Source organism: Priestia sp. RMT2NF4 (genome assembly GCF_047872835.1).
In the GTDB taxonomy this organism is placed as follows: Bacteria; Bacillota; Bacilli; order Bacillales; family Bacillaceae_H; genus Priestia; species Priestia zanthoxyli.
On the sequence record NZ_JBLQZO010000001.1, the window covers coordinates 306,033 to 329,606 of the forward strand.

General features: G+C 39.5%; 23 protein-coding genes and 1 riboswitch. Of the genes, 19 read left to right on the plus strand and 4 right to left on the minus strand.

Annotated elements, in window-relative coordinates:
* Positions 1-119 precede the first annotated feature (119 nt).
* The 8 genes from ACMX9J_RS01515 to ACMX9J_RS01550 all read left to right on the plus strand — a co-directional run bounded on the left by ACMX9J_RS01515 (position 120) and on the right by ACMX9J_RS01550 (position 8,753).
* Positions 120-260 (plus strand): hypothetical protein, encoded by a 141-nt coding sequence (locus ACMX9J_RS01515; RefSeq protein ID WP_013056833.1) that lies wholly within the window; start codon positions 120-122, stop codon positions 258-260.
* Between the two features lie 382 nt (positions 261-642).
* On the plus strand, positions 643-1,395 hold the full coding sequence (locus ACMX9J_RS01520) for a DeoR/GlpR family DNA-binding transcription regulator (RefSeq protein WP_028413532.1): 753 nt from the start codon (positions 643-645) through the stop codon (positions 1,393-1,395).
* Positions 1,392-2,306, plus strand: a complete 915-nt coding sequence (pfkB, locus tag ACMX9J_RS01525; protein WP_028413531.1) for a 1-phosphofructokinase — start codon at positions 1,392-1,394, stop codon at positions 2,304-2,306. Before ACMX9J_RS01520 ends, pfkB begins: the two co-directional genes overlap by 4 nt.
* A 12-nt stretch (positions 2,307-2,318) precedes the next feature.
* Entirely contained in the window at positions 2,319-4,190 is a 1,872-nt protein-coding gene (locus ACMX9J_RS01530; protein ID WP_028413530.1) for a PTS fructose transporter subunit IIABC, read from the plus strand.
* 195 nt (positions 4,191-4,385) lie between these two features.
* Positions 4,386-5,768: an aspartate kinase gene (locus tag ACMX9J_RS01535; protein WP_028413529.1), complete on the plus strand. Its 1,383-nt coding sequence runs from the start codon at positions 4,386-4,388 to the stop codon at positions 5,766-5,768.
* Between the two features lie 116 nt (positions 5,769-5,884).
* Positions 5,885-6,370 carry a YusW family protein gene (locus tag ACMX9J_RS01540; RefSeq protein ID WP_028413528.1) on the plus strand — a complete coding sequence of 162 codons (486 nt, stop codon included), beginning with the start codon at positions 5,885-5,887 and terminating at the stop codon, positions 6,368-6,370.
* 188 nt (positions 6,371-6,558) lie between these two features.
* Positions 6,559-7,149 carry a superoxide dismutase family protein gene (locus tag ACMX9J_RS01545; RefSeq protein ID WP_416225323.1) on the plus strand — a complete coding sequence of 197 codons (591 nt, stop codon included), beginning with the start codon at positions 6,559-6,561 and terminating at the stop codon, positions 7,147-7,149.
* 116 nt (positions 7,150-7,265) lie between these two features.
* The gene (locus ACMX9J_RS01550; protein ID WP_416225324.1) at positions 7,266-8,753 is read left to right on the plus strand and encodes a phytoene desaturase family protein; all 1,488 of its coding nucleotides are present in this window, start codon (positions 7,266-7,268) and stop codon (positions 8,751-8,753) included.
* Positions 8,754-8,827: 74 nt separating this feature from the next.
* Here the strand turns inward: ACMX9J_RS01550 and ACMX9J_RS01555 are convergent, their stop codons facing one another.
* Complete coding sequence (locus tag ACMX9J_RS01555) at positions 8,828-10,060, minus strand: helix-turn-helix domain-containing protein (protein WP_028413525.1); 1,233 nt, start codon at positions 10,058-10,060, stop codon at positions 8,828-8,830.
* 308 nt (positions 10,061-10,368) lie between these two features.
* Here ACMX9J_RS01555 and ACMX9J_RS01560 point away from each other — a divergent pair, with 308 nt between their 5' ends.
* The 3 genes from ACMX9J_RS01560 to ACMX9J_RS01570 are packed head-to-tail and all read left to right on the plus strand — an operon-like array spanning position 10,369 to position 12,877.
* A complete protein-coding gene (locus tag ACMX9J_RS01560; protein ID WP_028413524.1) occupies positions 10,369-11,148 on the plus strand; it encodes an SDR family NAD(P)-dependent oxidoreductase in 780 nt (259 codons plus the stop codon).
* Between the two features lie 12 nt (positions 11,149-11,160).
* On the plus strand, positions 11,161-11,463 hold the full coding sequence (locus ACMX9J_RS01565; protein ID WP_033578848.1) for an ArsR/SmtB family transcription factor: 303 nt from the start codon (positions 11,161-11,163) through the stop codon (positions 11,461-11,463).
* Between the two features lie 13 nt (positions 11,464-11,476).
* On the plus strand, positions 11,477-12,877 hold the full coding sequence (locus ACMX9J_RS01570; RefSeq protein ID WP_416225325.1) for an aldehyde dehydrogenase: 1,401 nt from the start codon (positions 11,477-11,479) through the stop codon (positions 12,875-12,877).
* Between the two features lie 27 nt (positions 12,878-12,904).
* On the opposite strand, the gene tenA is transcribed toward ACMX9J_RS01570, so the two are convergent.
* Positions 12,905-13,594, minus strand: a complete 690-nt coding sequence (gene tenA, locus ACMX9J_RS01575) for a thiaminase II (RefSeq protein WP_048021155.1) — start codon at positions 13,592-13,594, stop codon at positions 12,905-12,907.
* A 95-nt stretch (positions 13,595-13,689) separates the two neighbouring features.
* A riboswitch (TPP riboswitch) is annotated at positions 13,690-13,788 on the minus strand.
* A gap of 226 nt (positions 13,789-14,014) precedes the next feature.
* On the opposite strand from tenA, the gene ACMX9J_RS01580 reads away from it, so the two are divergent.
* The 3 genes from ACMX9J_RS01580 to ACMX9J_RS01590 all read left to right on the plus strand — a co-directional run bounded on the left by ACMX9J_RS01580 (position 14,015) and on the right by ACMX9J_RS01590 (position 16,756).
* A complete protein-coding gene (locus ACMX9J_RS01580) occupies positions 14,015-14,761 on the plus strand; it encodes a TspO/MBR family protein (RefSeq protein WP_028413520.1) in 747 nt (248 codons plus the stop codon).
* Between the two features lie 301 nt (positions 14,762-15,062).
* Positions 15,063-15,245 (plus strand): hypothetical protein, encoded by a 183-nt coding sequence (locus ACMX9J_RS01585; protein ID WP_013056847.1) that lies wholly within the window; start codon positions 15,063-15,065, stop codon positions 15,243-15,245.
* 176 nt (positions 15,246-15,421) lie between these two features.
* On the plus strand, positions 15,422-16,756 hold the full coding sequence (locus ACMX9J_RS01590; protein ID WP_099330892.1) for a sodium-dependent transporter: 1,335 nt from the start codon (positions 15,422-15,424) through the stop codon (positions 16,754-16,756).
* 29 nt (positions 16,757-16,785) lie between these two features.
* On the opposite strand, the gene ACMX9J_RS01595 is transcribed toward ACMX9J_RS01590, so the two are convergent.
* Positions 16,786-17,361, minus strand: coding sequence for a cell wall hydrolase (locus ACMX9J_RS01595; RefSeq protein ID WP_028408694.1), 576 nt, complete (start codon positions 17,359-17,361; stop codon positions 16,786-16,788).
* Between the two features lie 250 nt (positions 17,362-17,611).
* Here ACMX9J_RS01595 and ACMX9J_RS01600 point away from each other — a divergent pair, with 250 nt between their 5' ends.
* The 5 genes from ACMX9J_RS01600 to ACMX9J_RS01620 all read left to right on the plus strand — a co-directional run bounded on the left by ACMX9J_RS01600 (position 17,612) and on the right by ACMX9J_RS01620 (position 22,504).
* Positions 17,612-18,643 carry a LacI family DNA-binding transcriptional regulator gene (locus ACMX9J_RS01600; protein ID WP_099330893.1) on the plus strand — a complete coding sequence of 344 codons (1,032 nt, stop codon included), beginning with the start codon at positions 17,612-17,614 and terminating at the stop codon, positions 18,641-18,643.
* Between the two features lie 90 nt (positions 18,644-18,733).
* Positions 18,734-19,459, plus strand: a complete 726-nt coding sequence (locus ACMX9J_RS01605) for a ThuA domain-containing protein (protein ID WP_028413517.1) — start codon at positions 18,734-18,736, stop codon at positions 19,457-19,459.
* 32 nt (positions 19,460-19,491) lie between these two features.
* Positions 19,492-20,517 carry a Gfo/Idh/MocA family protein gene (locus ACMX9J_RS01610; protein WP_033578851.1) on the plus strand — a complete coding sequence of 342 codons (1,026 nt, stop codon included), beginning with the start codon at positions 19,492-19,494 and terminating at the stop codon, positions 20,515-20,517.
* A gap of 12 nt (positions 20,518-20,529) precedes the next feature.
* On the plus strand, positions 20,530-21,534 hold the full coding sequence (locus ACMX9J_RS01615) for a Gfo/Idh/MocA family protein (RefSeq protein ID WP_050688715.1): 1,005 nt from the start codon (positions 20,530-20,532) through the stop codon (positions 21,532-21,534).
* Between the two features lies 1 nt (position 21,535).
* Positions 21,536-22,504 carry a sugar phosphate isomerase/epimerase family protein gene (locus tag ACMX9J_RS01620; protein WP_416225326.1) on the plus strand — a complete coding sequence of 323 codons (969 nt, stop codon included), beginning with the start codon at positions 21,536-21,538 and terminating at the stop codon, positions 22,502-22,504.
* 67 nt (positions 22,505-22,571) lie between these two features.
* Here the strand turns inward: ACMX9J_RS01620 and ACMX9J_RS01625 are convergent, their stop codons facing one another.
* Complete coding sequence (locus ACMX9J_RS01625) at positions 22,572-23,180, minus strand: DNA-3-methyladenine glycosylase (RefSeq protein WP_034265730.1); 609 nt, start codon at positions 23,178-23,180, stop codon at positions 22,572-22,574.
* Positions 23,181-23,574 lie beyond the last annotated feature (394 nt).

The window sequence follows — 23,574 nt, forward strand, 5'->3', positions numbered from 1 at the left end:
GTAGCTTTTTTGTTGAATTTGTATCTTTTTTTTAACGCTTGCATACAATACATAAAAGCATATTCTGCGAGTAGTCACTTTTAGCTACTAGGAAATTTTGATTAAAGAAGGGATATTGTATGCAAAATGAAAAAACTCAAGTAAGAGAAATTGAATTAACGCAGTTCATTAAGAAAAGACTCGTTCGTTTTATCTCAAGTTTGGCTATTTCTTCTGCCCTTGCTTCTATATTATATATGCTTCTGTTTTTATTTAAATGATGGGTCACTTTGAGTTGTCCAAAAAGGTGGACAACTTTTTTGATGTATAGGCTCTCATTAAAACAGGACAAGCTAAACATAATTCAGTCAAGAGAAATTAAATCGGTCAAGAAATAGTCAAAAACAGTCATAGCTAATTAGTTGCAAGAAAACCTTTACATATAATGAGAAAAGTAGACAAATTCTTGAATTACCAGCTTATTTCCTTTTGTATAAACTATTATCAAAACAAATGCAAATCTAATTGTTCGTTCAAAAAACTTTATTTTGTAATTAAAAAAATGAATGTTTTTGATTTTTTATGATTGATTTTGAATGTAAACCGTGATAAAGTAAGTACATGAAATAAATGAAAACGCTTTTTTGAAAAAGGAGCTAGAACATGTTAACGCCGGAGAGACATCAACTAATCTTAAAACTTTTAAAAGAGAAAGAACTTGTAAAAGTGCAAGAGTTTATCGAAGTTACAGGCGCTTCGGAATCCACAATTAGAAGAGACTTAAGTCAACTAGAAGAAGAGCAAATGCTCAAACGTGTTCACGGTGGCGCTTCGCTTATTCGCAGTAAACGAATCGAACTGAGCGTTATCGAAAAATCTGCTAAAAATATTCAAGATAAACGAAACATTGCAGAGTATGCGGCTTCCATTATAAATGAAGGTGACTGTATTTTTTTAGATGCAGGAACTACAACGTATGAAATGATTCCTTTTTTGAAGCAAAAAGATGTAGTTGTCGTGACAAATGGTTTAATGCATTTAAACCCGATGTTAGAACAAGGTATCACCCTCTATTTAATTGGAGGATCTGTTAAACATAAAACGGGCGCTTTAATTGGCAATGGAGCTCTTTTAAGTCTTGAGCAGTATCGTTTTGATAAGTGCTTTATGGGAGCGAATGGGATTCATCATCAATATGGATATACAACTCCTGATCCAGAAGAAGCATTGATCAAGCAAACGGCAATGAAGCTTTCTAGAGAATCTTATATTTTATCAGATTCTACTAAGTTTTTTGAAACAAGTTTTGCGAAAATAGCCGATTTACATGAAGCAAAAATTATAACAAATGACGTACCTAGTGATGTACTTATACAGTATGCAAACAAAACAGACATAAAGGTTGTGAAATCATGATTTATACATGTACGTTGAACCCATCCGTTGATTACGTAGTACATGTTTCAGCATTCGAAGAAGGCGGACTTAACCGCACAACGAATGAAGCCAAGTTTCCAGGAGGGAAAGGCATTAACGTCTCTCGCGTTTTAAAGCGATTAGATGTTGATAATAAAGCTCTCGGTTTTGTAGCCGGCTTTACAGGAACCTATATCGAAGACTACTTAAAAGCGGAGAATATTGAAACAGCTTTTACAAGAGTTGATGGAGATACCCGCATTAACGTAAAGTTAAAAACGGAAAAAGAAACAGAAATTAACGGTCAAGGGCCTGCTATTACAGACGAAGCGCTTCAGTCTTTATTGACTCAAGTAAAGCAAATGACTGAAGGCGATATCTTCGTATTAGCAGGAAGTATACCGAAAACGCTTCCAAGTTCTGTGTATGAAACGTTAACGGAACTAGCAGCAGCGAACGGAGTAAAAGTAGTAGTAGATGCAAGTGGAAAAACCTTGCTAGACGTCGTGTCTCACAAGCCGTTTTTTATCAAACCAAATCATCATGAACTTGCAGAATTGTTTGATGTAGAAGTAAACAGTGCAGAAGATGCGCTAGTATACGGTAAAAAGCTTGTGGAACAAGGAGCGCAAAACGTCGTTGTATCCATGGCAGGCGATGGAGCACTTCTTATTAACGAAAGCGGTGTCTACAGTGCCACAGTCCCTAAAGGAACAGTGAAAAATTCTGTTGGAGCTGGCGATTCACTTGTAGCTGGATTTATTGCTTCTTATGTAAAGCAAGGGGATTTATTAGAAGCCTTTCAAACAGGAGTTGCTTCAGGAAGTGCCACAGCATTCTCACTTGAATTATGTACAGCAGAAGATGTAAAGACGCTTCGTGAACAAGTGTCAATCACAAAGGTAGAGTAGGGGGAACCGAGAATGAGAATTACAGAACTATTAAAAAAAGATACAATCATTCTTGATTTAAAAAGCACGTCAAAAGCTGATGTTATTGATGAGTTAGTTGGAAAATTAGACGAAGCTGGTCGCTTAAGCGACCGAGCTGGCTATAAAGAAGCAATTTTAAATCGTGAATCTCAAAGTACAACGGGAATTGGGGAAGGCATTGCCATTCCGCATGCAAAAACAAGCTCGGTAAAAACACCGGCCATTGCATTTGGACGCTCAACAGAAGGTATTGATTATGAATCATTAGACGGACAGCCTGCACATTTATTCTTCATGATTGCAGCGAGTGAAGGCGCGAATAATGCTCACTTAGAAACATTATCTCGTTTGTCTACGTTATTAATGGACGAATCGTTCCGAAAAACGTTGCTAACAGCATCATCAATTGATGAAGTCATTAAAGCAATTGATGATAAAGAAACTGAAAATGAAGCGCCGGAAGAAGAAGTGGATACAGCTTCAGATCAATTAGTGCTTGCTGTAACGGCTTGTCCAACGGGAATTGCCCACACGTATATGGCAGCGGATAGCCTAAAAGCAAAAGCGAAAGACATGAACGTGACGCTCAAAGTTGAAACAAATGGTTCCAGCGGTGTTAAAAACGCGTTGACGAAGGAAGAAATTGAAAACGCTACCGCTATTATTGTTGCAGCGGACAAGCAAGTAGAAATGGAACGTTTTGCAGGTAAAAAAGTTATTCAAGTTCCAGTAGCTGAAGGAATTCGTAAGCCCGAAGAATTAATTAACCGCGCGTTAAAAGGAGACGCTCCTGTATACAGCGGCGGGGGTGGCAGCAAAGAAGGCGGAGAAAGTAAAGGATCAGAGCGTACAGGGTTTTACAAACACCTAATGAGCGGTGTATCAGCAATGCTTCCGTTTGTTGTAGGGGGCGGGATCTTAATCGCCATTTCATTTATGTTTGGTATTCACTCAGCAGAACCGAAAGATCCAACGTACAATGCGTTTGCAGCGGCGCTAAAAACAATTGGCGGAGATAATGCATTCTTTTTACTAGTACCGGTACTAGCAGGGTTCATTGCAATGAGTATTGCTGATCGTCCTGGTTTAGCTCCTGGTATGGTTGCAGGTCTTTTAGCAGCTTCTGGCGGAGGCGGTTTCTTAGGTGGTTTAATCGCTGGTTTCTTAGCGGGTTATGTAGTAGTGGGATTAAAGAAATTGTTCAGCGTCCTGCCGCAAGCTCTTGATGGAATTAAGCCAGTTCTTCTTTATCCGCTATTTGGGATTTTTATCTCAGGATTGATTATGCTTTATGTTGTAAATGAGCCAGTTAGTGCAATTAACAAAGGGTTAACGCACTGGTTAAGTGGATTTGGCACGGGTAACTTAGTATTATTAGGTATTATCTTAGGCGGTATGATGGCTATTGATATGGGTGGTCCTATTAATAAGGCAGCCTTTACATTTGGTATCGCAATGATTGATGCTGGAAACTATGCTCCACACGCAGCGATTATGGCAGGCGGTATGGTTCCGCCACTAGGTATGGCTATTGCGACAACTTTGTTCAAAAACAAATTTACTCGCCAAGAGCGTGAAACAGGTAAAACGTGTTATGTAATGGGTCTTTCATTTATCACAGAAGGTGCGATTCCATTCGCAGCAGCTGACCCAGGCCGTGTTATTCCCGCATCGGTTATCGGTGCTGCAGTAGCAGGTGCTTTAACAATGATGTTCCACATCGGTTTACCAGCACCACACGGCGGTGTATTCGTTATCGGAATTGTACAAGGAAATCCTCTTTTATATGCACTAGCAATTTTAATTGGTGCCATTGTGACAGCGGTCCTTGTAGGTGTATTAAAAAAACCAAAAGCAGAATAACAAATAAAGACTGATTTTACATCATGTAAAATCAGTCTTTTTGTGTTTTTGTGGTAGACATTTGTTCTTTATGAGAGTACAATTACGGTAGTATTCCTTTAATTTTTAGAAAAGTTAGATAGATAAGCTTTTCTACTTGATAAAATATGGTACAATAATCGAATATTAAAAACAAAGTAAGGAAGTGTCTCAAACATGAAGGTTGCGAAGTTTGGCGGGAGTTCAGTTGCAAGCGCAGAGAAATTTAAACAGGTTGCGCATATTGTAACGTCTGATAAAGAGAGAAAGCTGGTAGTTGTATCAGCTCCGGGCAAGCGATACGGAGAAGATACAAAAATGACAGATTTGTTAATCGCACTTTCTGCCAAAATACAGCTTGGAGAAGATTACGTCGATGAGTTTGGGCAAGTAATCGATCGCTATCGTGAAATCGTGGTTGACTTGTCTATGCCAGAAACGATTATTACTGATATTATTGCGAATTTACAATCACTTATTGATTTACATAAAAACGATCCGTTTCGCTTATTAGATTGTCTCAAAGCAAGTGGAGAAGATAATAACGCAAAGGTAATGGCTGCTTATTTAAACCATTTAGGGTTTGAAGCTCATTATGTAAATCCAAAAGAAGCAGGTATTTTTGTTTCTGATGAACCAGGAAGAGCAAGAGTGCTTCCACTGTCTTATGAAAAACTGCCGCAGCTAAGAGAGCGTTCGGGCATTTTGGTGATTCCAGGATTTTTTGGCTACTCTGAAGAAGGGAACATGGTTACGTTCTCGCGCGGTGGGTCAGATATTACAGGTTCAATTGTAGCAGCAGGAGTAAAAGCTGACTTGTATGAAAACTTTACTGACGTAGATGCTATTTACAGCGTAGATCCAAGACTTGTGGAAAAGCCTCATGAAATGAAAGAAGTCACATACAGAGAAATGCGTGAACTATCCTATGCAGGTTTTTCTGTCTTCCATGATGAAGCGCTAGAGCCGGTTTATAAACTAGGCATTCCTGTATGTGTTAAGAATACAAATAATCCTGAAGCAAAAGGTACATTCATTGTAGCTGAGCGCCCTCACGGCGATACGCCAGTAGTTGGAATCGCTGGTGACAAAGGTTTTTGCAATATTCATGTGAGCAAATACTTATTAAACCGTGAAATTGGTTTTGGCAGAAGATTGCTTGAAATTTTAGAAGATGAAGGTATTTCATACGAACATACTCCTTCAGGAATTGATAATATCTCTGTCATCATGCGCGAGCATCAGCTTACGCCAGATGTGGAAAAACGCGTATTTGCTCGAATTGAAAAAGAACTTGAAGTAGATGAAATCTTTATTGAACGTGATCTTGCTATGGTTATGGTAGTAGGAGAGGGAATGAATAGTACAGTAGGAATTGCTGCGAAAGCTACAGAAGCTTTTGCTCGTGCTGAAGTGAATCTTGAAATGATTAACCAAGGTTCTTCTGAGGTAAGCATGATGTTTGGTGTGAAAGCAGACGCTTTAGACCGTGCTGTTCAAGCTCTTTATAATACGTATTTTAACAGCATGTACAGTATTTCTTATTCTAATGTAAAATAAACAAGACGAAAAACCCCGCTTTCTTTTTAGAGAGCGGGGTTTTCTAGTGAAGGCGTATATAAATTGAATTTGTGGACATAAAGGGAAGGAAGAGTGAAGTCAAAGGAGGAAATACAATGAAGAAAAGACCCTTTTTCATATTCTTTTCCCTTATAGGTATGAGCGTACTTTCAGCATGCCACAATGATGATGCGGCACCCGCAAGAGAAGCTCAAAATAAACAAGGCGTGACAAATGGCGGAACGCCGATGAGCTATGATAATCAAAGTGAAAACACATCTTTTAACTTTTCAAAATTTGATTTAGAAGTAGACTACAAGGGGCTTAATAATGATTATGAAGCCGACTATGAAAATGAAAACGATGAGATAGAAGCCAAAGTGGATGATAATATTAACGATGAGCACTTGAACGGAGACAAAGCGTTTAATAAATTATCTTCAACATTTAAAAAGTTAAATTTTGATCAGCGCACCCCCGATGAAGATGTAAAAAAGGAAGTAATCGATGCGTTTGGCCTAAAAAAAGATTTTCAGTCGTTTGAATTAGAAGTTCGTTTTTCAAACGGAACGGAAAAAGAATACAACTTTAAACAAAAGTAAGACGTTAAAACAAAGTATTTTAGTTGAAGGAAAATCCGAACGATGAATTGAGGTTCTTCATTAAGAATCCAACTCGTTCGGATTTTTTCTTTGGTAAGGTGAACGTATGTCTCAATCTTATTTTTGATGTCTAAAAAAAGGAAAATAGTGAAAGGATGGTGATAAATAAGCAAAAGGAGGAATCACGGATGCAAAAGTTGATAATGAACGGATGCGTAGTCTTTGTTCTGTTATTGTTAGGAGCATGCAGCATGGTAAAAGAGCAAAATAACGCTCATGAAAACCACCTGAAAACCGAGGAAGCGAAAGAAACGAGCGAGGTATCGGTAGGACCTGTTAAAGTAGATTTAACGAATACGTCAGGCAAAAAAGTAGGAGAGGCTACGCTGACAGAAGCAAAGAACGGTGTGCAAATTAAATTAACTGCTCAAGGTCTTTCACCCGGGAGACATGGATTTCATATTCATGAAATAGGAAAATGTGAGGTGCCGGATTTCAAAACAGCAGGGGCCCATTTTAATCCTTTTAAACGTGAACACGGCTTTAAAAATACAAAAGGCCCGCATGCGGGTGACGTGCCCAACTTAGAAGTTGCGCCAAATGGAAAAGTAGATACCGAAATTTTTGCTTCTCTTGTGACGTTGCAAGAAGGAAAGCCGAATTCTCTTATAGATATGGATGGGTCGGCATTAGTGATACATGATAAAGTAGACGATTACACAACAGATCCTTCAGGAAACTCAGGAGATCGAATTGTTTGTGGAGTGATTACGAAATAAGCCAAAAAGCTGTGAGATCATTCACAGCTTTTTTATTGCCGTAACGAGCCGCTTCTAAATTGCGGTGAGCTTCTTTTTTTTGCACAATAGAAGAAAGAGTTAAAGAAGGTGAAAACATGCATAAGCAAGTTGTTGTAATAGGTGGAGGAATAGGTGGGTTAACAGCGGGAGCGCTTTTAGCTAAACATGGCTATGAAGTGACGGTTTTAGAAGCTTCTCGAGAGTGGGGAGGCTGTGCCGGGAAATTTCAGCGCCATCTCTATACATTTCCTGTCGGAGCGACGCTTGGAATGGGGTTTGAGCGCGGAGGGATCCATGAGCGAATCAGCACGTACCTGGGCCTAGAAATTGAAAAGATTTCTCTTGAGAAAATCATGAAAGTTCATCTTCCACATCGTACACTAATTTATTATCAAGACCGGTATCAGCATATTTCGTATCTTCAAAAACAATTTCCTCATAAAGCGAAGAATATTAGGAGCTTCTATGAAAGTATTTTTAGAGTTGCAAAAGAAATTCGCAAGCTCATGCGGCCGCTGCCGGTTCTTCCTCCTCTCACAATCGGTGAGTGGAGTAGGCTGGTAAGTTCGTTAAATCTTGGGTCTGTGAAGTTATTACCTTATTTTCATCAATCGTTTAGTCATTTACTAAAAAAACACAGGTTGCTAGACGAAACGGACTTTATTCATTTTATTGATGGTCAATTAATAGACAGCATGCAGACAACGAGTGAGAACTGTTCAATGCTTATCGGATGTCTAGCGTTGGATATTTATCACGAAGGAGCTTTCTATGTGAACGGTGGCTTATACAAAGTCGCAGAAGCCCTGCAAAAATCTATTAAAGCCAACGGAGGAAAAACGACTCTAGGAAGGAAAGTAGTAAAGATAGAGCGTGATAACGACGAGTGGATTGTGCATGATCATAGAGGTAACCGCTACCGCGCTTCAGACGTTGTATGCAACGCGCCAATTCAAAGCTTAAAGTCTTTACTGCATGATGAAGATTACCAACATATCCATAAGAGGGCCAAAGAAAAAAGCGAGCTTCCGCAGTGGGGAACGTTTTCGATGTATGTTGCGATTGATGAAAGAGATCTTCCGCAGAAGGTAGAGTTGTTTCAGCAAGTGCTTCAATCCGAACAAGGCGAGATGACGGAAGGAAATCATTTATTTATCTCCGTGTCCCATCCTGACGATCGTTTTCGTGCGCCGGAAGGCAAGCGTACAATTACAGCATCTACTCACATTGAGCTTAGCAAGTGGAGTAACAAGGAAACCTATGAGGTTCAAAAACAAGTTCTTGAGAAAAAAATGATAGCAGGAATTAAAACTATCATTCCTAACATTGAAGAAGCAGAGCATCAAATTTCAGGAGCTCCTAAAGCATGGGAAAGGTTCACTTCTCGCCCAAACGGCGGAGTGGGAGGCTTTCCGCAAACGTTAGATCATGCCTTGTTCAACAGCATTTCGCATCGATCTGGCTTACAAGGGCTGTGGCTGTGCGGAGATACAGTGTTTCCGGGAGCGGGGACTATAGGCGTATCGGTAAGCGGCTATCATGCTTTTCAAAGTATAACGTCTCATCAGCATAGGTTACCTTAACGTTTCGTATAGACAAACTACTAGTGCTTATACCATCAAAAAACACCGGCCCTATTATCATAGGGCCGGTGTTTTCAGGAGAGAAACAGCTTCCACCACTTCCGTTTTCGCTTCATATCAGCAGCGGCGGTTTGTCTGAAGGTTTGGACAAAATCACTAAACATTTCTTCGCGTTCAGCTACGCTTTGACGATGAAGCTTACGCTCTTTCTCCATTTCTTTCAAATAATAGACTCGTTCTTCATTCATCGAATCAATTAAATCACGAAGCTCTTCTGTCGTATTAGTTGAAGAATTATTTAATTTTTCAACCATAAATTTTACTTGATTCATTGCAACGGTAGAATTGCTTGAGAATCGGTCTAATAAATACTGCATTTCTTTAGAGGATTCATCCGCATTCTCCATGACATCTTTCATGAACAGGCGCATATCCTCTGTTTTTTCTTCCGCAATTGTTGAATAATCTTCAATCAAAGAAGTGACTTCATCAAACGATTTTTCGTTAGAACGGATAATTTTTTTAGACATATTTTCTACATCTCTTGCGCTGCGTTCTGAAGACTCAGAGATATATGCCCCGACCGACTCCACCATTTCTACAGTTTGAGTAGCACTTTTTTCAAGCTCTTTTTTTACTTCTCCGACAATTTCTTCCCGAACTTCATTTCGCATTCCTTCTCGCATTTCTTTTAACAAATCAGCTTTAAACGTATCAAGTACTTCAAACACATCTTCATAGCGGCGAACAGCTTCTACTAGTTCCCCTTGAAGCAGCTCTTTTTCATTCACGACAAGGTCGTTTGGTTTTGGTTCTTCAATAGAAGCAGAAATAGCCTGCTTTTCTTCTTCAGTAGCTAATCGTGCTTCAGGTATAGGAGGGGTCTTCTCTTGCTTATTCTCTGAAATGCTTTCCTGCTTTTCAGCAGCTTTTTTCTTTTCTTGCTTCATTTGTTTATTGGAGTGTTCTTGAAAATCAATGACGTTTTCTTTTTTAGCAGTTTTCAACTTTGCTGGTTCTTCTTCTTTTGAAACCGCTGCCTCTGATTCCATCACTAAATGCTCCTGCTCTTCTTGTTCCTTTATTAGCAGCTGAACATATTCTTTGACTTCATCTAACGTACATTGTTCATCAAACAGCTGTTTAATATCATTAAATAATTCAATTTGTTCCTCTGTATAGACACGGGCCCCATCTACTCGTTCAATTGTTAAATAGCTGCCCAATAATTTTTCCCATTGTTTTAACGTTTTCTTTTCTACCTCTAATTGATCACTTACTTTTTTAATTGTATACGTCTCCATCATTTTTCATTTCCTCCCTTATCTATTTTCATCCAACTATGTAATGGATTATTTGTTGTATGTTGTATTCACCATATCTTCACTTGTTTTCCTGCTAGGTGACAAAGGTTGTCAAAACTAGACGACATTAGCCTTCTATGTAAAGAAAACGCATATTTTGTAAAAAAATGTACAGAAATGCGCAAATGGCAAAAATGGAAAACATAAAAGAAAAGGAGAGTATAGAAAACAGTTGACGGGAAAAAATGAATCCTATAAGATAAGTTTAAATGTTTAAGTTCTTGAACATATAAACATAAGGAGTGAACACTATGTCACAGCATTATGCGCTCATCACCGGTGCGTCCGGAGGAATAGGTAAAGAGTTAGCTTATCAATTCGCAAAGGATGGCCATTCTTTAATTTTAGTTGCCAGAAGTGCTGATAAACTAACAGCGATTAGAGAGAATTTAAAATCTACTTATAATATTGACGTAATAACGGTTGTAAAGGATTTATCAAGAGAAGAAGAGATACAGTCACTGTATGAAGAACTTAAAAATAAAGAAATGCACGTTGATTATTTAGTGAACAATGCAGGTTTTGGACTATACGGTAAATTTATTGAAACAGCTTTAGATGAAGAGTTAAACATGATTGACTTAAATATCCGAGCATTAACTCATTTAACAAAATTATTTTTACCCGATATGGTCAAAAGAAATCACGGGAAAATTTTAAACATTGCGTCCGTTGCTGCATTTATGCCGGGTCCGCTTATGACAGTGTATTACGCAACGAAAGCGTACGTATTATCTTTCACAGAGGCCCTTGAAAATGAATTAAGAGGTACCAATGTAACGGTAAGTGCTCTATGCCCGGGTCCAACTAAAACGGGTTTTAGCGACCGGGCTCAGCTGAGCAATTCCAAGCTTTTTCAAAGCGGTGCAATGGATGTAGAAGCAGTTGCTAAAGCGGGCTATAAAAAATTTATGAAAGGGCAGACGGTTATCGTACCAGGAGTACAGTTTCGTCTCGCCACCTTCATCCCGCGCTTTGTACCAAGAAAGTGGCTTTCATCCGTTGTCCGCAGAACACAAGAAATTAAATAAAGGAGAATATTTATGAGTGAAAAAGCAGTGGAGTTATTTCGTGCCAGCATTCCTATTTTTCAGGCTCTAAGTGATTCAGCAAGACAAGATATTATTTTGCTGCTCGCGGAAAAAGAGCCTTTAACCGTTAATGAAATTGCAAACGAGTCTACTTTATCACGACCGGCAATTTCTCATCATTTAAAAATTTTACGTGATCAAAAGCTTGTGCAAATTGAGCAAAAAGGAACGCAGAGATATTATTCATTGGCTTTAAACGAGGCAGTTGAGCTATTAAAAAGCTTGCTTGCTACAGTTGAAGCTGAATGTTTATAGGGAGATGAAAGAGATGAACCACGAGCAATTCTATATCACAGATGAAACGGTCATTGAACATATTGTCTCTACACAAAAGCAGTATTTCTATGCACAAAAGACAAAGAGCATCAGCAGCCGCATTCAAGCGCTGAATAAGCTCAGAGACGCAGTCAAACAAAACGAGCAGAGAATTATGGATGCTTTAAAACAAGACTTGAATAAATCTGAAGTAGAGGCGTACACGTCGGAAATTGGGATTTTACTAGAGGAAATTCGGTTTACGCTTAAGCATTTAGCAAAATGGATGAAGCCTAAAAAAGTAAAAACCGCTTTAACACACGTGGGCTCTAAAGGGAAAATTGTTCCTGAACCGTATGGAGTCGCGTTAATTATTGCTCCGTGGAACTATCCGTTTCAATTAGCGCTGTCTCCTTTAGTAGGAGCGATTGCCGCTGGAAACACGGCGATTATAAAGCCTTCTGAATTAACGCCTAGCGTATCTCGGGTTATACAAGAATTACTAGCTGAGGCTTTTGATCCCGCATTTGTGACCGTGATTGAAGGCGCTGTAGACACGACGAGCCTGCTTTTAAAACAGCCCCTCGATTATATTTTCTTTACGGGAAGTGTAAATGTAGGGAAAATTATTATGCAAGAAGCAGGGAAGCAGCTTATTCCCGTCACGCTGGAGCTAGGAGGAAAAAGTCCGTGCATTGTACATGAAGATGCAAACCTAGATCTTGCAGCGAAGCGAATTATGTTTGGCAAAGGAATGAATGCAGGCCAAACGTGCGTTGCTCCCGATTATTTGCTCGTGCATAAAAAGGTAAAAGCGAAGCTAGTGGAGAAACTTCGCGAAGCGATTTATCAATTTTACGGTAGTAATCCGCTTGAAAGTGAGCGCTACGGCCGTATTGTCAGTGAGCGCCATTTTATTCGGCTAGTTGAGTTTTTAAAAGACGGAAACGCTATAGTTGGAGGCGGGTATAATAAAAGTACGCTCACAATAGAACCTACGGTGTTAAGTGAAGTAAGCTGGACATCAGACGTTATGCAAGAAGAAATTTTTGGGCCTATTCTTCCTATGATTGAATACGAAACGCTAGACGAAGTTATTCATAAAGTTCAAGAAAAAGCTAAGCCGTTAGCTCTTTACTTGTTTACGGAAAGTGCAAATGTACAAAATGTCATAACGGAGCGTCTTTCATTTGGAGGAGGCTGTATAAATGATACGCTTATGCATATCGCTACGCCATATTTACCCTTTGGCGGAGTTGGAGAAAGCGGTACGGGCCAATATCATGGAAAAGACAGCTTTCAGACATTTTCTCATTTTAAAAGCATGCTGTCTCAAACAACCAAGTTTGATTTGTCATTCCGCTATCCTTCAGAGAAACAAAACTTGAAAATGATTAAAAAATTATTGAAATAAAAAGCCTCCTGATAGGAGGCTTTTTCGTTATTTTGAAAGTGAAAGCTGAGAAAGCGGCCATTTTTCTTGTGTATACGCCATTTCCCAAAATAAATACTCCAGCTCACAGCTTTTGATAAAGTGATCTTTCATACGATTACGTTCTTCTTCAGTCGCTTGTTCGGCGAGTTCATCAAGCTTGTTACAAAACCATTGTGTTGTGCCATTCATTTCTTCATTATTATAAAACTGAATCCATTCATAAAAAGGATGAGAAGGAGATGGATTTACTTGTTCCGTAATGCGCTGGCCAATTTCAACGTACGTCCACGGACATGGAAGAAGCACGGCAATGATTTCCGCTAAGCTGCCTGTATGCGCAACGCTTGTCATATGGTTAATGTAGTGGCTGGCCGTTGGTGAAAGAGCCTCAGTGTGGAGGTCTTCATAGCGTACGCCTGCTACGTCACAAAAATTATTATGAGGGTGTACTTCACTATGTAATACCGTAGAAATGCCGGCATTAAAGGCTTCCATTTCGGTACGCGTGCGGCATTTTGTTAAAGCAGCGCCGTAAATGCGGACAAATGCTGTTAAGTATTCGTAGTCTTGAGAAACGTAGTGAATAAGCGCCTCTTTTGGCACGTCTCCTTCAGCAATTCCTTTAATAAAAGGGTGGTTAAAAATGGCTTCGTAAATATAGTTTGCTTCTTGTCTTAATTGAGATGAAAATGACATCAAAATCCTCCTTTAATATGAGGAAGTCACAAACAAGCACATAAAGGAAATAAAAAACACTCCGTTTATAAACGGAGTGGCAAAGGACAGTACAAAACTGAACATTGCCACTTTCCTACGCTGGTATGAGCCAGATCAGGTTCAAAGGGATCAAGAAAACTTGTCTCAGCCGGTCGGCACCCCTAGTGGACTTCCTATTAGTCTATGTTTAACTTACCATATATTCTGAAAAATAGAAAGCGTTATGGAAAATTGTTCCCTAACGGTTTTTATCTCTTAAAGAGGTAGCTTCTTGAAGCTATTTTTAATCATTTTTGTTTAAAAATGCATATTTTTAGGGAAGAAGAGGTATTAATGAAGGGAAGAGCCGTTTTCGTCTCCGAAACATTCCCATATAAATAGAAGAAAGGAGAGAACAAAATGGCAAAATTTCGTTTGTATGCTGTATTAAATACAGTAGGCTTGGCTATTACACTTCTTGTGAATTATTTAGCAAATGCGATTCCAATAGGAGGCAAAACAACGGCAGAGGCTTCTGCGCAAGTTCCTACGTTGTTTACACCAGCCGGTTATGCCTTTGCTATCTGGGGCGTTATTTATTTGTTATTAACCATTTGGGTTATACGCCAATTTTTTGCAAGAGAAGATCAAAAGGAAATATATGCACGTATCGGCATTTGGTTTTTTCTAAACTGTTTGTTAAATAGTGCGTGGATCTTTATTTTCCAAAACGATTACTATAAGTTATCCCTTTTAGTTATGCTCTTTATTTTAGGCACATTAATGATTGTATATTCCATTATTCAGCATTCTCGGATGACGACATGGTTTATGCGTCTGCCGATTTCGCTTTATCTTGGATGGATTTCTGTTGCGACTATTGTTAATGTATTTGTCGTATTTCAAGCAAATGGAATACAGCACTTGCTTGGCCTAAATGAATTAGCATGGACGATTATTATGCTGCTGGTAGGGGCTGCGCTGGGCATTATGTTTACATTAAAAAACCGAGACGCTGTTTATCCGCTTGTTTTTATTTGGGCTTATATTGCCATTGCGGTGAAACAAAGTGGAAATCAGCCAATTGTCATTACTGTTATCATCTCGATTGTTTTATTAGCAATTGCTATTATTGTGGGACTGATTAAACGCTATAGACGTTTTTAAAAAGAAGCTCTAGCTTTTGTAAGCTAGAGCTTTTTATGATGCTCTTTTGATTGTAAAAAAGCAGCTGTAAAAGCAATTAAGCTAATTAAAATACCAAAAGGAACAACAATTGGTACGAATGATAAAATAAATGTCATAAGCGTAACCTCCATGTTGCATCGGTGCATAATGAAAAATTCAACTTTTTAAATTGAAGTTCCGCTATTATAGTATGCTAGGCTTTATGTTTGGAGCCTATATGTTTAGAAATAAACGAAAAAGGCAACATACGTTACATATAGTTTATATAGGAGGAGTTAAAATGGAAACATATTTAGTGGCTTACACAGATAAAGACGATATGGAATATAAACAAGTGACGTGCGAGAGTTATGAAGATGCAGAGCGTACGGTTCTTCGTTTAGAGAGAGAAGGGCATATGCATATTGAAGAAATATCAAATCAAGAAGCCTACCGTGGAGACGAATCATCGTACAGAGAATAATTTTTGAATAGAAACATCAAACTCAAAATGAAGAGGCAGCTGCTTCTTCATTTTTTCTATTCTATATAGATATCGTTTTATAGAAAAAAGTAAAACGGGAATGATTTTCTTCTGCATTTATGGTACAGTACTAATCAGGTGAGTTTTGAGTTTAGAAGAGGAGAGAGTAACATTATATGAGTAAAGGAAATCAGTGGTCTTCACGCCTCGGTTTTATTTTAGCATCTGCTGGGGCAGCAATTGGTCTAGGAGCGATATGGAAATTTCCATACGTAACCGGAACCAGTGGCGGTGGAGCATTTTTTGCGTTGTTTATTTTATTTACAATTTTTATTGGATTGCCGCTTCTGTTGGCAGAATTTATCATTGGAAGACATACGGGAAAAGAAGCGATTAGTGCTTATAAAGCAATTGCTCCAAAGTCCGCTTGGGTATGGATTGGCAGGCTGGGAGTACTCAGCTGTGTCGTTTTGCTTTCCTTTTACAGCGTCGTTGGCGGCTGGGTGATTTTATATACGATTATGAGCGTAACCGGTATGCTAAGCGGAAAAGAGTACGGTCCGTTGTTCAATGCCGTCATTAGCCAACCTTATGTGGTATTAGGTGCACAGGCGCTGTTTTTATTAATTACAGTGTTTGTTATTTCAAAAGGCGTACAAAAAGGCATAGAGCGTGCTAATAAATACATGATGCCGCTGTTATTTATCTGTTTTATTATCATTGTGGTTCGCTCTTTAACATTAGACGGAGCTATGGACGGAGTAAAGTTCTTTTTAAAACCGGATTTTTCAGCCATTACAGGGTCATCTGTTCTCTATGCGCTCGGTCAGTCGTTTTTCTCGCTTTGCGTAGGATTATCCTGCATGGTGACATATAGCTCTTATTTAGGGAAAAAAGTAAGCTTGACGCGTTCAGCTGGCACCATTGCTATTTTGAACTTGTTTGTTTCGCTGCTTGCAGGCTTGGCTATTTTTCCAGCTGTTTTTTCATTCGGATTAAAGCCAACCGAAGGACCTGGACTTTTGTTTGTGGTCTTGCCAACAGTATTTGAGAAAATGCCGTTTGGCACCGTCTTTTTAGCACTGTTTTTAATTTTATTTCTATTTGCTACGCTTACGTCTGCTTTTTCACTGCTGGAAATTATCGTAGCTGCTTTAACTAAAGACGATCAGACAAAACGAACTCGCTACGCTTCTTTATCAGGGCTTCTTGTGTTTGTAGTAGGTATCCCATCAGCGCTTTCGTTTGGTGTACTAAAACATGTCTCACTTTTTGGCAGAAGTATATTTGACGTAGCTGACTTTTTTGTGAGCAATTTAATGCTGCCTCTTGGAAGTTTAGCCATTGCGATTTTTGTGACATTTAAAATGAAAAAAGAAGCCGTGTATGAAGAGTTTATTTCAGGAAGTACAAAAGGCGCTAAATTATTCAACGCATGGTTCTTTCTAGTTAAATACGTATTACCTATTATTATTATAGCTGTTCTGTTAAGCTTACTTGTTGCATATTAAAAAAAGCACTCATCTGAGTGCTTTTTTGTTTATTTTGCAAAAACGTGATTTCCGATTGTAATCGTAACCTGTTTTTGACGAAGCCATTGGTCGCTTGTTTTATCTGGGTTAAAGAAGAATAACGAACCTTTTCCTTGACCTCTAAACGCTAGTGCTTCATTTACAGCTTTTTTTGCTTCAGCATCCGCTGCTTTATTAATTTCACCGTTTTGTACAGGTGTAAACTGTGTACCTTGATAGATGACATCATGAATAGAGTTTGGGAAAGAATCGCTATCCACGCGGTTTAAAACGACTGTTGCTACAGCCACTTTGCCAGCGTAAGGTTCACCTTTTGCTTCAGCTTGTACAAGGCGAGCTAACAATTCTTTATCGCTTTCGCTAATAGAGTTAGGGATTGTTAATGTTTCATTTGCATTAATAGAGTCGGTAGATTTGTGATTCGCTTCTTTTAACTGTTTAACCGTAACGCCGTATTCAGCGCCAATCTTGTAAAGAGTCTCTCCGGCTTTTACGCGATGGGTTGTTTCAGCGGCATTTGCCCCGTGACTCATGCCGAACATAGGAACTGCTAGTGCTCCAATAATTGCTAGTTTCTTAAACATAAAGTAAGTACCTCCTGAAATCCTTTTGAACGCCCCTTTTATCACGGATCGGTGCGTGCTGTGCACCGAACTTTATATGTACGTTTCAAAGATTAACAGGTGTCAATACATCTTGTCACTGCTTAAAACATACCAATCTAGGAAGATATTATAATAGTTAACAGATAATTTGAAAAATACGTTGACTGACAATAAAGGAGTGAATTATAATGAACGAGTAAATAGTTAACCGTTTAACTGGAGAGATTTTATGGGAGAAAAGATAACGATTCGTGATGTAGCAAAGCATGCAGGGGTGTCTGCAGCTTCAGTATCTTACGTCTTAAACGGAATTAACAAAGTATCCGATGAAACAAAAGAGCGAATTTTAACAGCGGTAAAAGAATTAAACTACGAACCAAATTTAACCGCCGTTAGTCTTTCGAAACAAAAGTCAAATATGATTGGCGTGATGTTCCCGCTTACAGATGATTCACTTTCTACTATATTTAAAGATAACCATTATTACAGTGAAATGATTAGTGGAATTGAATATGTAATCCGTAAGCATGGTTATGATCTAGTCATATCTGGAGTGAGTAGCCCAGCTGATTGCCTAAAATGGATTCGAACGAGAAATATTGATGGTCTTCTGTTTTTAGGAGCCTTCCCGCATCGATTGTATGAGAAAATGAAAGCGTTATCGAATCCGATTGTGCTAGTTGATACATACGAAAGGTACGAACGTGATTATCATCATATTTCTGTAGACGATGAGTATGGAGGATATCTCGCTACAACACATTTAGTGAGTTTGGGGCATAAAGAAATCGCCTTTGTTGCTCATCACCTCGTCAATAGTCCAGTGGATAAAAAGAGGTATATAGGCTACGAGAAAGCATTAAAAGAAGCGGGCATTACACCATCAAAGACGTTTGTTTTTGAAGTGAACGAAAGTTCCTTTGATAACGGTTACAATTTAGGGAGCAAGCTGCTGCAAGAGCATAAGGATATTCGGGCGGTTTTTGCATCCTCTGATACGCTGGCGCTTGGGATTATGAAAGCACTGCAAGAAAAGGGGAAAAGAATTCCGCAAGACTATTCAATCGTAGGGTTTGACGACATTACGTTTAGCAGCTATGCATCTCCAAGTCTAACAACCATTCGTCAAGATGTATTTAACAAAGGAGTCGTCGCCGCGACGTCTGTTATTCAAGCAATCGAACACCGTTTCAGCACGCTGCAGCATGTAAAATTATCGGTTGAACTTGTTATTCGAGATTCGACTGCTAAGCGCGAGTGAACCACAGTAAGTTAACCGGTTAACCAAAGTTTAGCATTGATAAAAAAAGGGGATATAAGTTAGCATTCACAAAAAAAAGGGGATATGAAAATGATTAATGTTACAGTATGGAACGAAAATCGTCATGAACAGAAAAATCCGGTTGTAAGAGAAATTTACTCTGAAGGCATTCACGGTGCCATCGCTTCTTTCTTAGAAGAAGGAGGATTTCGTACGCACACAGCAACATTAGACGAAGTAGAACACGGGTTGACTGAAGAAGTATTAAATCAAACGGATGTTTTAGTATGGTGGGGTCATTTAGCACATGACGAAGTAAAAGATGACATCGTTGAGAAAGTAAAGCAGCGCGTGCTAGACGGTATGGGGCTTATTGTCTTACACTCAGGTCACTTTTCCAAGATCTTTAAAACGTTAATGGGCACAAGCTGCGACTTAAAATGGCGTGAAGCAGATGAAAAAGAGCGCTTGTGGGTAGTAGAGCCGAGCCATCCGATTGTGGAAGGTATTGGTGAATTTATCGAGCTTGAGCGCGAAGAAATGTACGGAGAGCACTTTGATATTCCAGCACCTGATGAACTGATTTTCACGAGCTGGTTTGAAGGCGGAGAAATTTTCAGAAGCGGCTGCACGTACAAACGCGGAAACGGAAAAGTATTTTATTTCAGACCTGGACATGAAACATATCCAACATACCATAACAAAGACATTCAGCGTGTCATTATGAATGCTATTAAATGGGCGAAGCCGGCAGAGAGAAAACGTCCTGTTTACGGCAATGCGCAACCGCTTGAATCAATCGCTGTTAAAAACTAATGAATAATGCTTAAGCAAAGGGGATAGGAAAGATGGCAAAAGTAAAAATTGGCGTTATTGGGTGCGGAAGCATTGCGCAACACCGTCACTTACCAGAATATAAGATGAATGAACAAGTAGAATTAGTAGCCGTTTGCGATATAAACACAGAACGTGCAAACAGCGTAGCACAGCAGTACGGTGTAAAAGCGTACACAAACTATGAAGAACTTTTAGCAAGCGGTACAGTGGAAGCAGTGAGCGTATGTACGCCCAATTATCTTCATGCACCTATTTCGGTTGCAGCGTTAAACAGCGGAGTTCATGTTCTGTGTGAAAAGCCGATGGCAACATCAGAAGAAGAAGCGAAAGCGATGATTGAAGCAGCAAAAACAAACGGTAAAAAACTAATGATCGGACATAATCAGCGCTTTGTAGCTTCTCATCAAAAAGCTCGTGAACTTATTGAAAAAGGGGAAATCGGTAAAATTTATAGTTTCCGTACGGCTTTTGGCCACGGTGGTCCTGAAGGCTGGAGCGTGGACGGAAAAGAAAGCTGGTTCTTCAAAAAAGACGAAGCGTTTATTGGTGCTATGGGGGATTTAGGCGTTCATAAAACCGATATGCTCCGCTACATATTAAATGAAGAAATTGTAGAAGTCGGTGCATTCGTGGAAAGCAATGCAAAAGACTTTGCAAATGTAGACGACAATGCTGTGTGCGTATTAAAAACGGAAAGCGGGATTATCGGGACGCTTGCGGCAAGCTGGGCTTACAATGGAAAAGAAGATAACTCCACGATTGTTTACGGCGAGAAAGGGATTCTTCGTTTAGAGGACGATCCGACGTATTCATTAGTTGCACAATATGCAACGGGTGAAGTGGTGAACTATGAATTAGGAAAAATCCAGTCGAACGATGAAGGCGGACAAAGTAATTCTCACGTCATTGAACAATTTGTAGATGCAGTTGCAGAAGATAAAGAATCTCCGGTTCCTGGTGAAGAAGGATTAAAATCACTTGCTGTTATTTTAGCAGCTTTAAAATCAAGTCAAACGAAACAAATTACGCGCGTGTAAGAGGTGAAAAACGTGAGAATTGGCATAATCGGAGCAGGAGGGATTGCTGTAAGCAGGCATATCCCGGCATTCAAACAACTGGGTGATGAATGTGTGATTTGGGGGCTTAGCGATATTAATAGTGAAAGAGCCACAGAGGTAGCCAATGAACATAATATCCCTCACGTATTTGTTGATTACAAAGATATGTTTAAAGAAGTGGATGCTGTATGTATTTGTACACCTAATAAATTTCACGCCGAGTTTGCAGTAGAAGCGCTAAAAGCAGGCGTTCACGTTCTATGTGAAAAGCCGATGGCGATGTCTAAAGAGCAAGGTGAAGAAATGCTTGCTGCTGCTAGAGAATCAGGTAAGCAGTTAGCGATTGCGTATCATTACCGATTCATGAAAGAAGCGCAGGCAGCGAAAAAAATGATGACAGAGGTAGGGCGCCCATTAGTTGCACGTGTCAGAGCAATGCGTCGCCGAAAGGTTCCCGGTTGGGGGGTATTTACGAACAAAGATCTTCAAGGAGGAGGCAGCTTAATTGATTACGGCTGCCATTTGCTTGATTTAACGCTTTGGCTGATGGGAAACCCAAAGCATACTGAAGTGCTGGGAAGTACATATAATGACCTGAGTAAAACGCCTAACCAATTAAATCAATGGGGAGCATTTGATCATGAAGCATTCAGCGTGGATGATCATGTAACGGCCTATATTAAATTTGAAAATGGAGCGTCGCTTCTTTTAGAAACTTCTTGGGCTGCTAATATCGAAGATGATGAAGAGCACGTAAGCATATCAGGGGTAGAGGGCGGTTTAAGCGTGTTTCCGTTTGAACTATACACGTCCAAAAACGGTATGCTCATGAACAGTACGTCACCTTGGATAGATGGAGAAGATGATTACAGCTTAAGTCAGGCTAAAAATTTCGTTGAAGCGTGTAAAGGAAATGCTGAATTAGTAGTAAAGCCACAAGAAGCGCTTCAAGTCTCAGCTATTATTGATGAAATATATCGCACAGGGGGAAATTAAAATGAAACTTGGAGTATTCACGGTCTTATTTGCGGATCTTTCTTTTGAAGAGATGTTAGATAAAGTAAAATCAGCAGGTCTTCATGCTGTTGAAATCGGAACGGGAGGCTATCCGGGAAACAGCCATTGTCCGCTAGATGAGCTGCTTGAAGATGAGGGGAAAAGAGAAGCATATATGAAGCAAATAAAAGACCGCGGACTTACAATCAGCGCATTTAGCTGCCACGGCAATCCTATTTCACCTGAGGCAAGTTTTGCAAAAGAATCTGACGAAACGCTTCGCAAGACCATCCAACTAGCATCATTAGTAGATGTTCCAGTGGTTAACTGCTTTTCTGGAACAGCAGGAGATCACGAAGAAGCGAAGTACCCAAACTGGCCTGTTACTCCTTGGCCTAACGAGTATGGAGACGTATTGAATTGGCAGTGGGAAAATAAGCTTGTTCCTTATTGGGAAGAAATTGGAGAACTAGCGGAGGAGCATAACGTAAAAATTGGTTTAGAACTTCACGGTGGATTTTTAGTTCATACTCCGTATACGCTCCTAAAGCTTCGCGAAAAAACAAGTCCAGCGATTGGCGCTAACCTTGATCCAAGTCATTTATGGTGGCAAGGAATTGATCCGGTAGGAGCTATTAAAATTTTAGCAAAAGAAAATGCGATTCATCATTTCCATGCAAAGGATACGTACTTGGACCAGGATAATATTAACATGTATGGACTGACGGATATGCAGCCATACGGAGAAGTCCAAACGCGTGCATGGACGTTTAGATCCGTAGGATGCGGACATGATGTAAAAGAGTGGTCTGATATGATGAGTGCCCTTCGCACATACGGATACGATTATGTAGTCAGCATTGAGCATGAAGATCCAATCATGTCGATTGAAGAAGGATTTAAACGCGCGGTTACAAACTTACAAAGTGTATTAATTGAAGAAACTCCGTCACAAATGTGGTGGGCGTAAGCAAAAAGAAGCATCTCTAAAAAGAGGTGCTTCTTTTATTTTCGTTGATAAATTATTTGCCTTTTGTTCACCTGAATTTCGATACAAACGGGTGATTGGTAACCCAAAAGCGCCAAGGGTAATCCTTCGCTTCACCAGAATTATCAATGCCAACGCGAGGTCCGGTGGAAATGGCTGAAGGAGTGAAGCCACGAGCAATATAAAGAGGAGGGGTGGTTAAATCATGACCGTACAAATCCATTGAAACCTCTAGTGCTTTTGTTAGTTTCCCAGGACCGTTTGTCCAATTTATTTCATTTTCCATCCCTCGACGTCTAGTTTTCATCAAATCTTTTCCGCTAAATGGCTCAATAGCTCGAATGAGGACGCCTTCTGGACAATCGATGTCGCTGCTTACAACATTGAGTAAACAATGTGTATGCATTGTATGCGTATAGGCATGACCAGGAGGACCGAACATTACCTCTGTTCTTTTTGTGCGCCGGTTATTAAAGCTATGAGCTGCTCGGTCGAAAGGCCCTTTATAAGCCTCTGTTTCTACAATAAAACCAGATGCAGCTCCTTCTGCCGTTTCGTGAACAAGAAGACATCCTAACAGCGACTGAGCTAGTTCAAGCGTAGGCTGTTGATAAAACGAAAGAGGAAGTGGTTCAATTGCTAAAAGAGAACGCGTCATTTGCTGTAGTCCATCCTTTCAAAGCAAAGTCATTCACGCTGTTATTGCGCATCTTTTATTATGATGTTTTCTTTGTTATTTTGCAAAGGGAGGGACTGATTCATACAGTAGTCTTTCTTACCCACGTTCAAGTATTTATCATGATTCAACTTACTCTATGAAATTATTTTAAAGAAGGGTTTCGTTTTGCACGTGTAGGGGGAATATTTTACTACAATACTTGGCTTTTGCTGCTGGTATGATATACACAGTTCATCCATATTTTACATGCTTTTAGTTTTTAAAAATAGTGATCCGTCTTTTCTTTATTTTCGTTCTACACATGAAAGCAAAATAAAAAGATTGAATTGTAGAAAGCTCTTTATAAATGGAGATAAAGAAAAAATATCCTTCA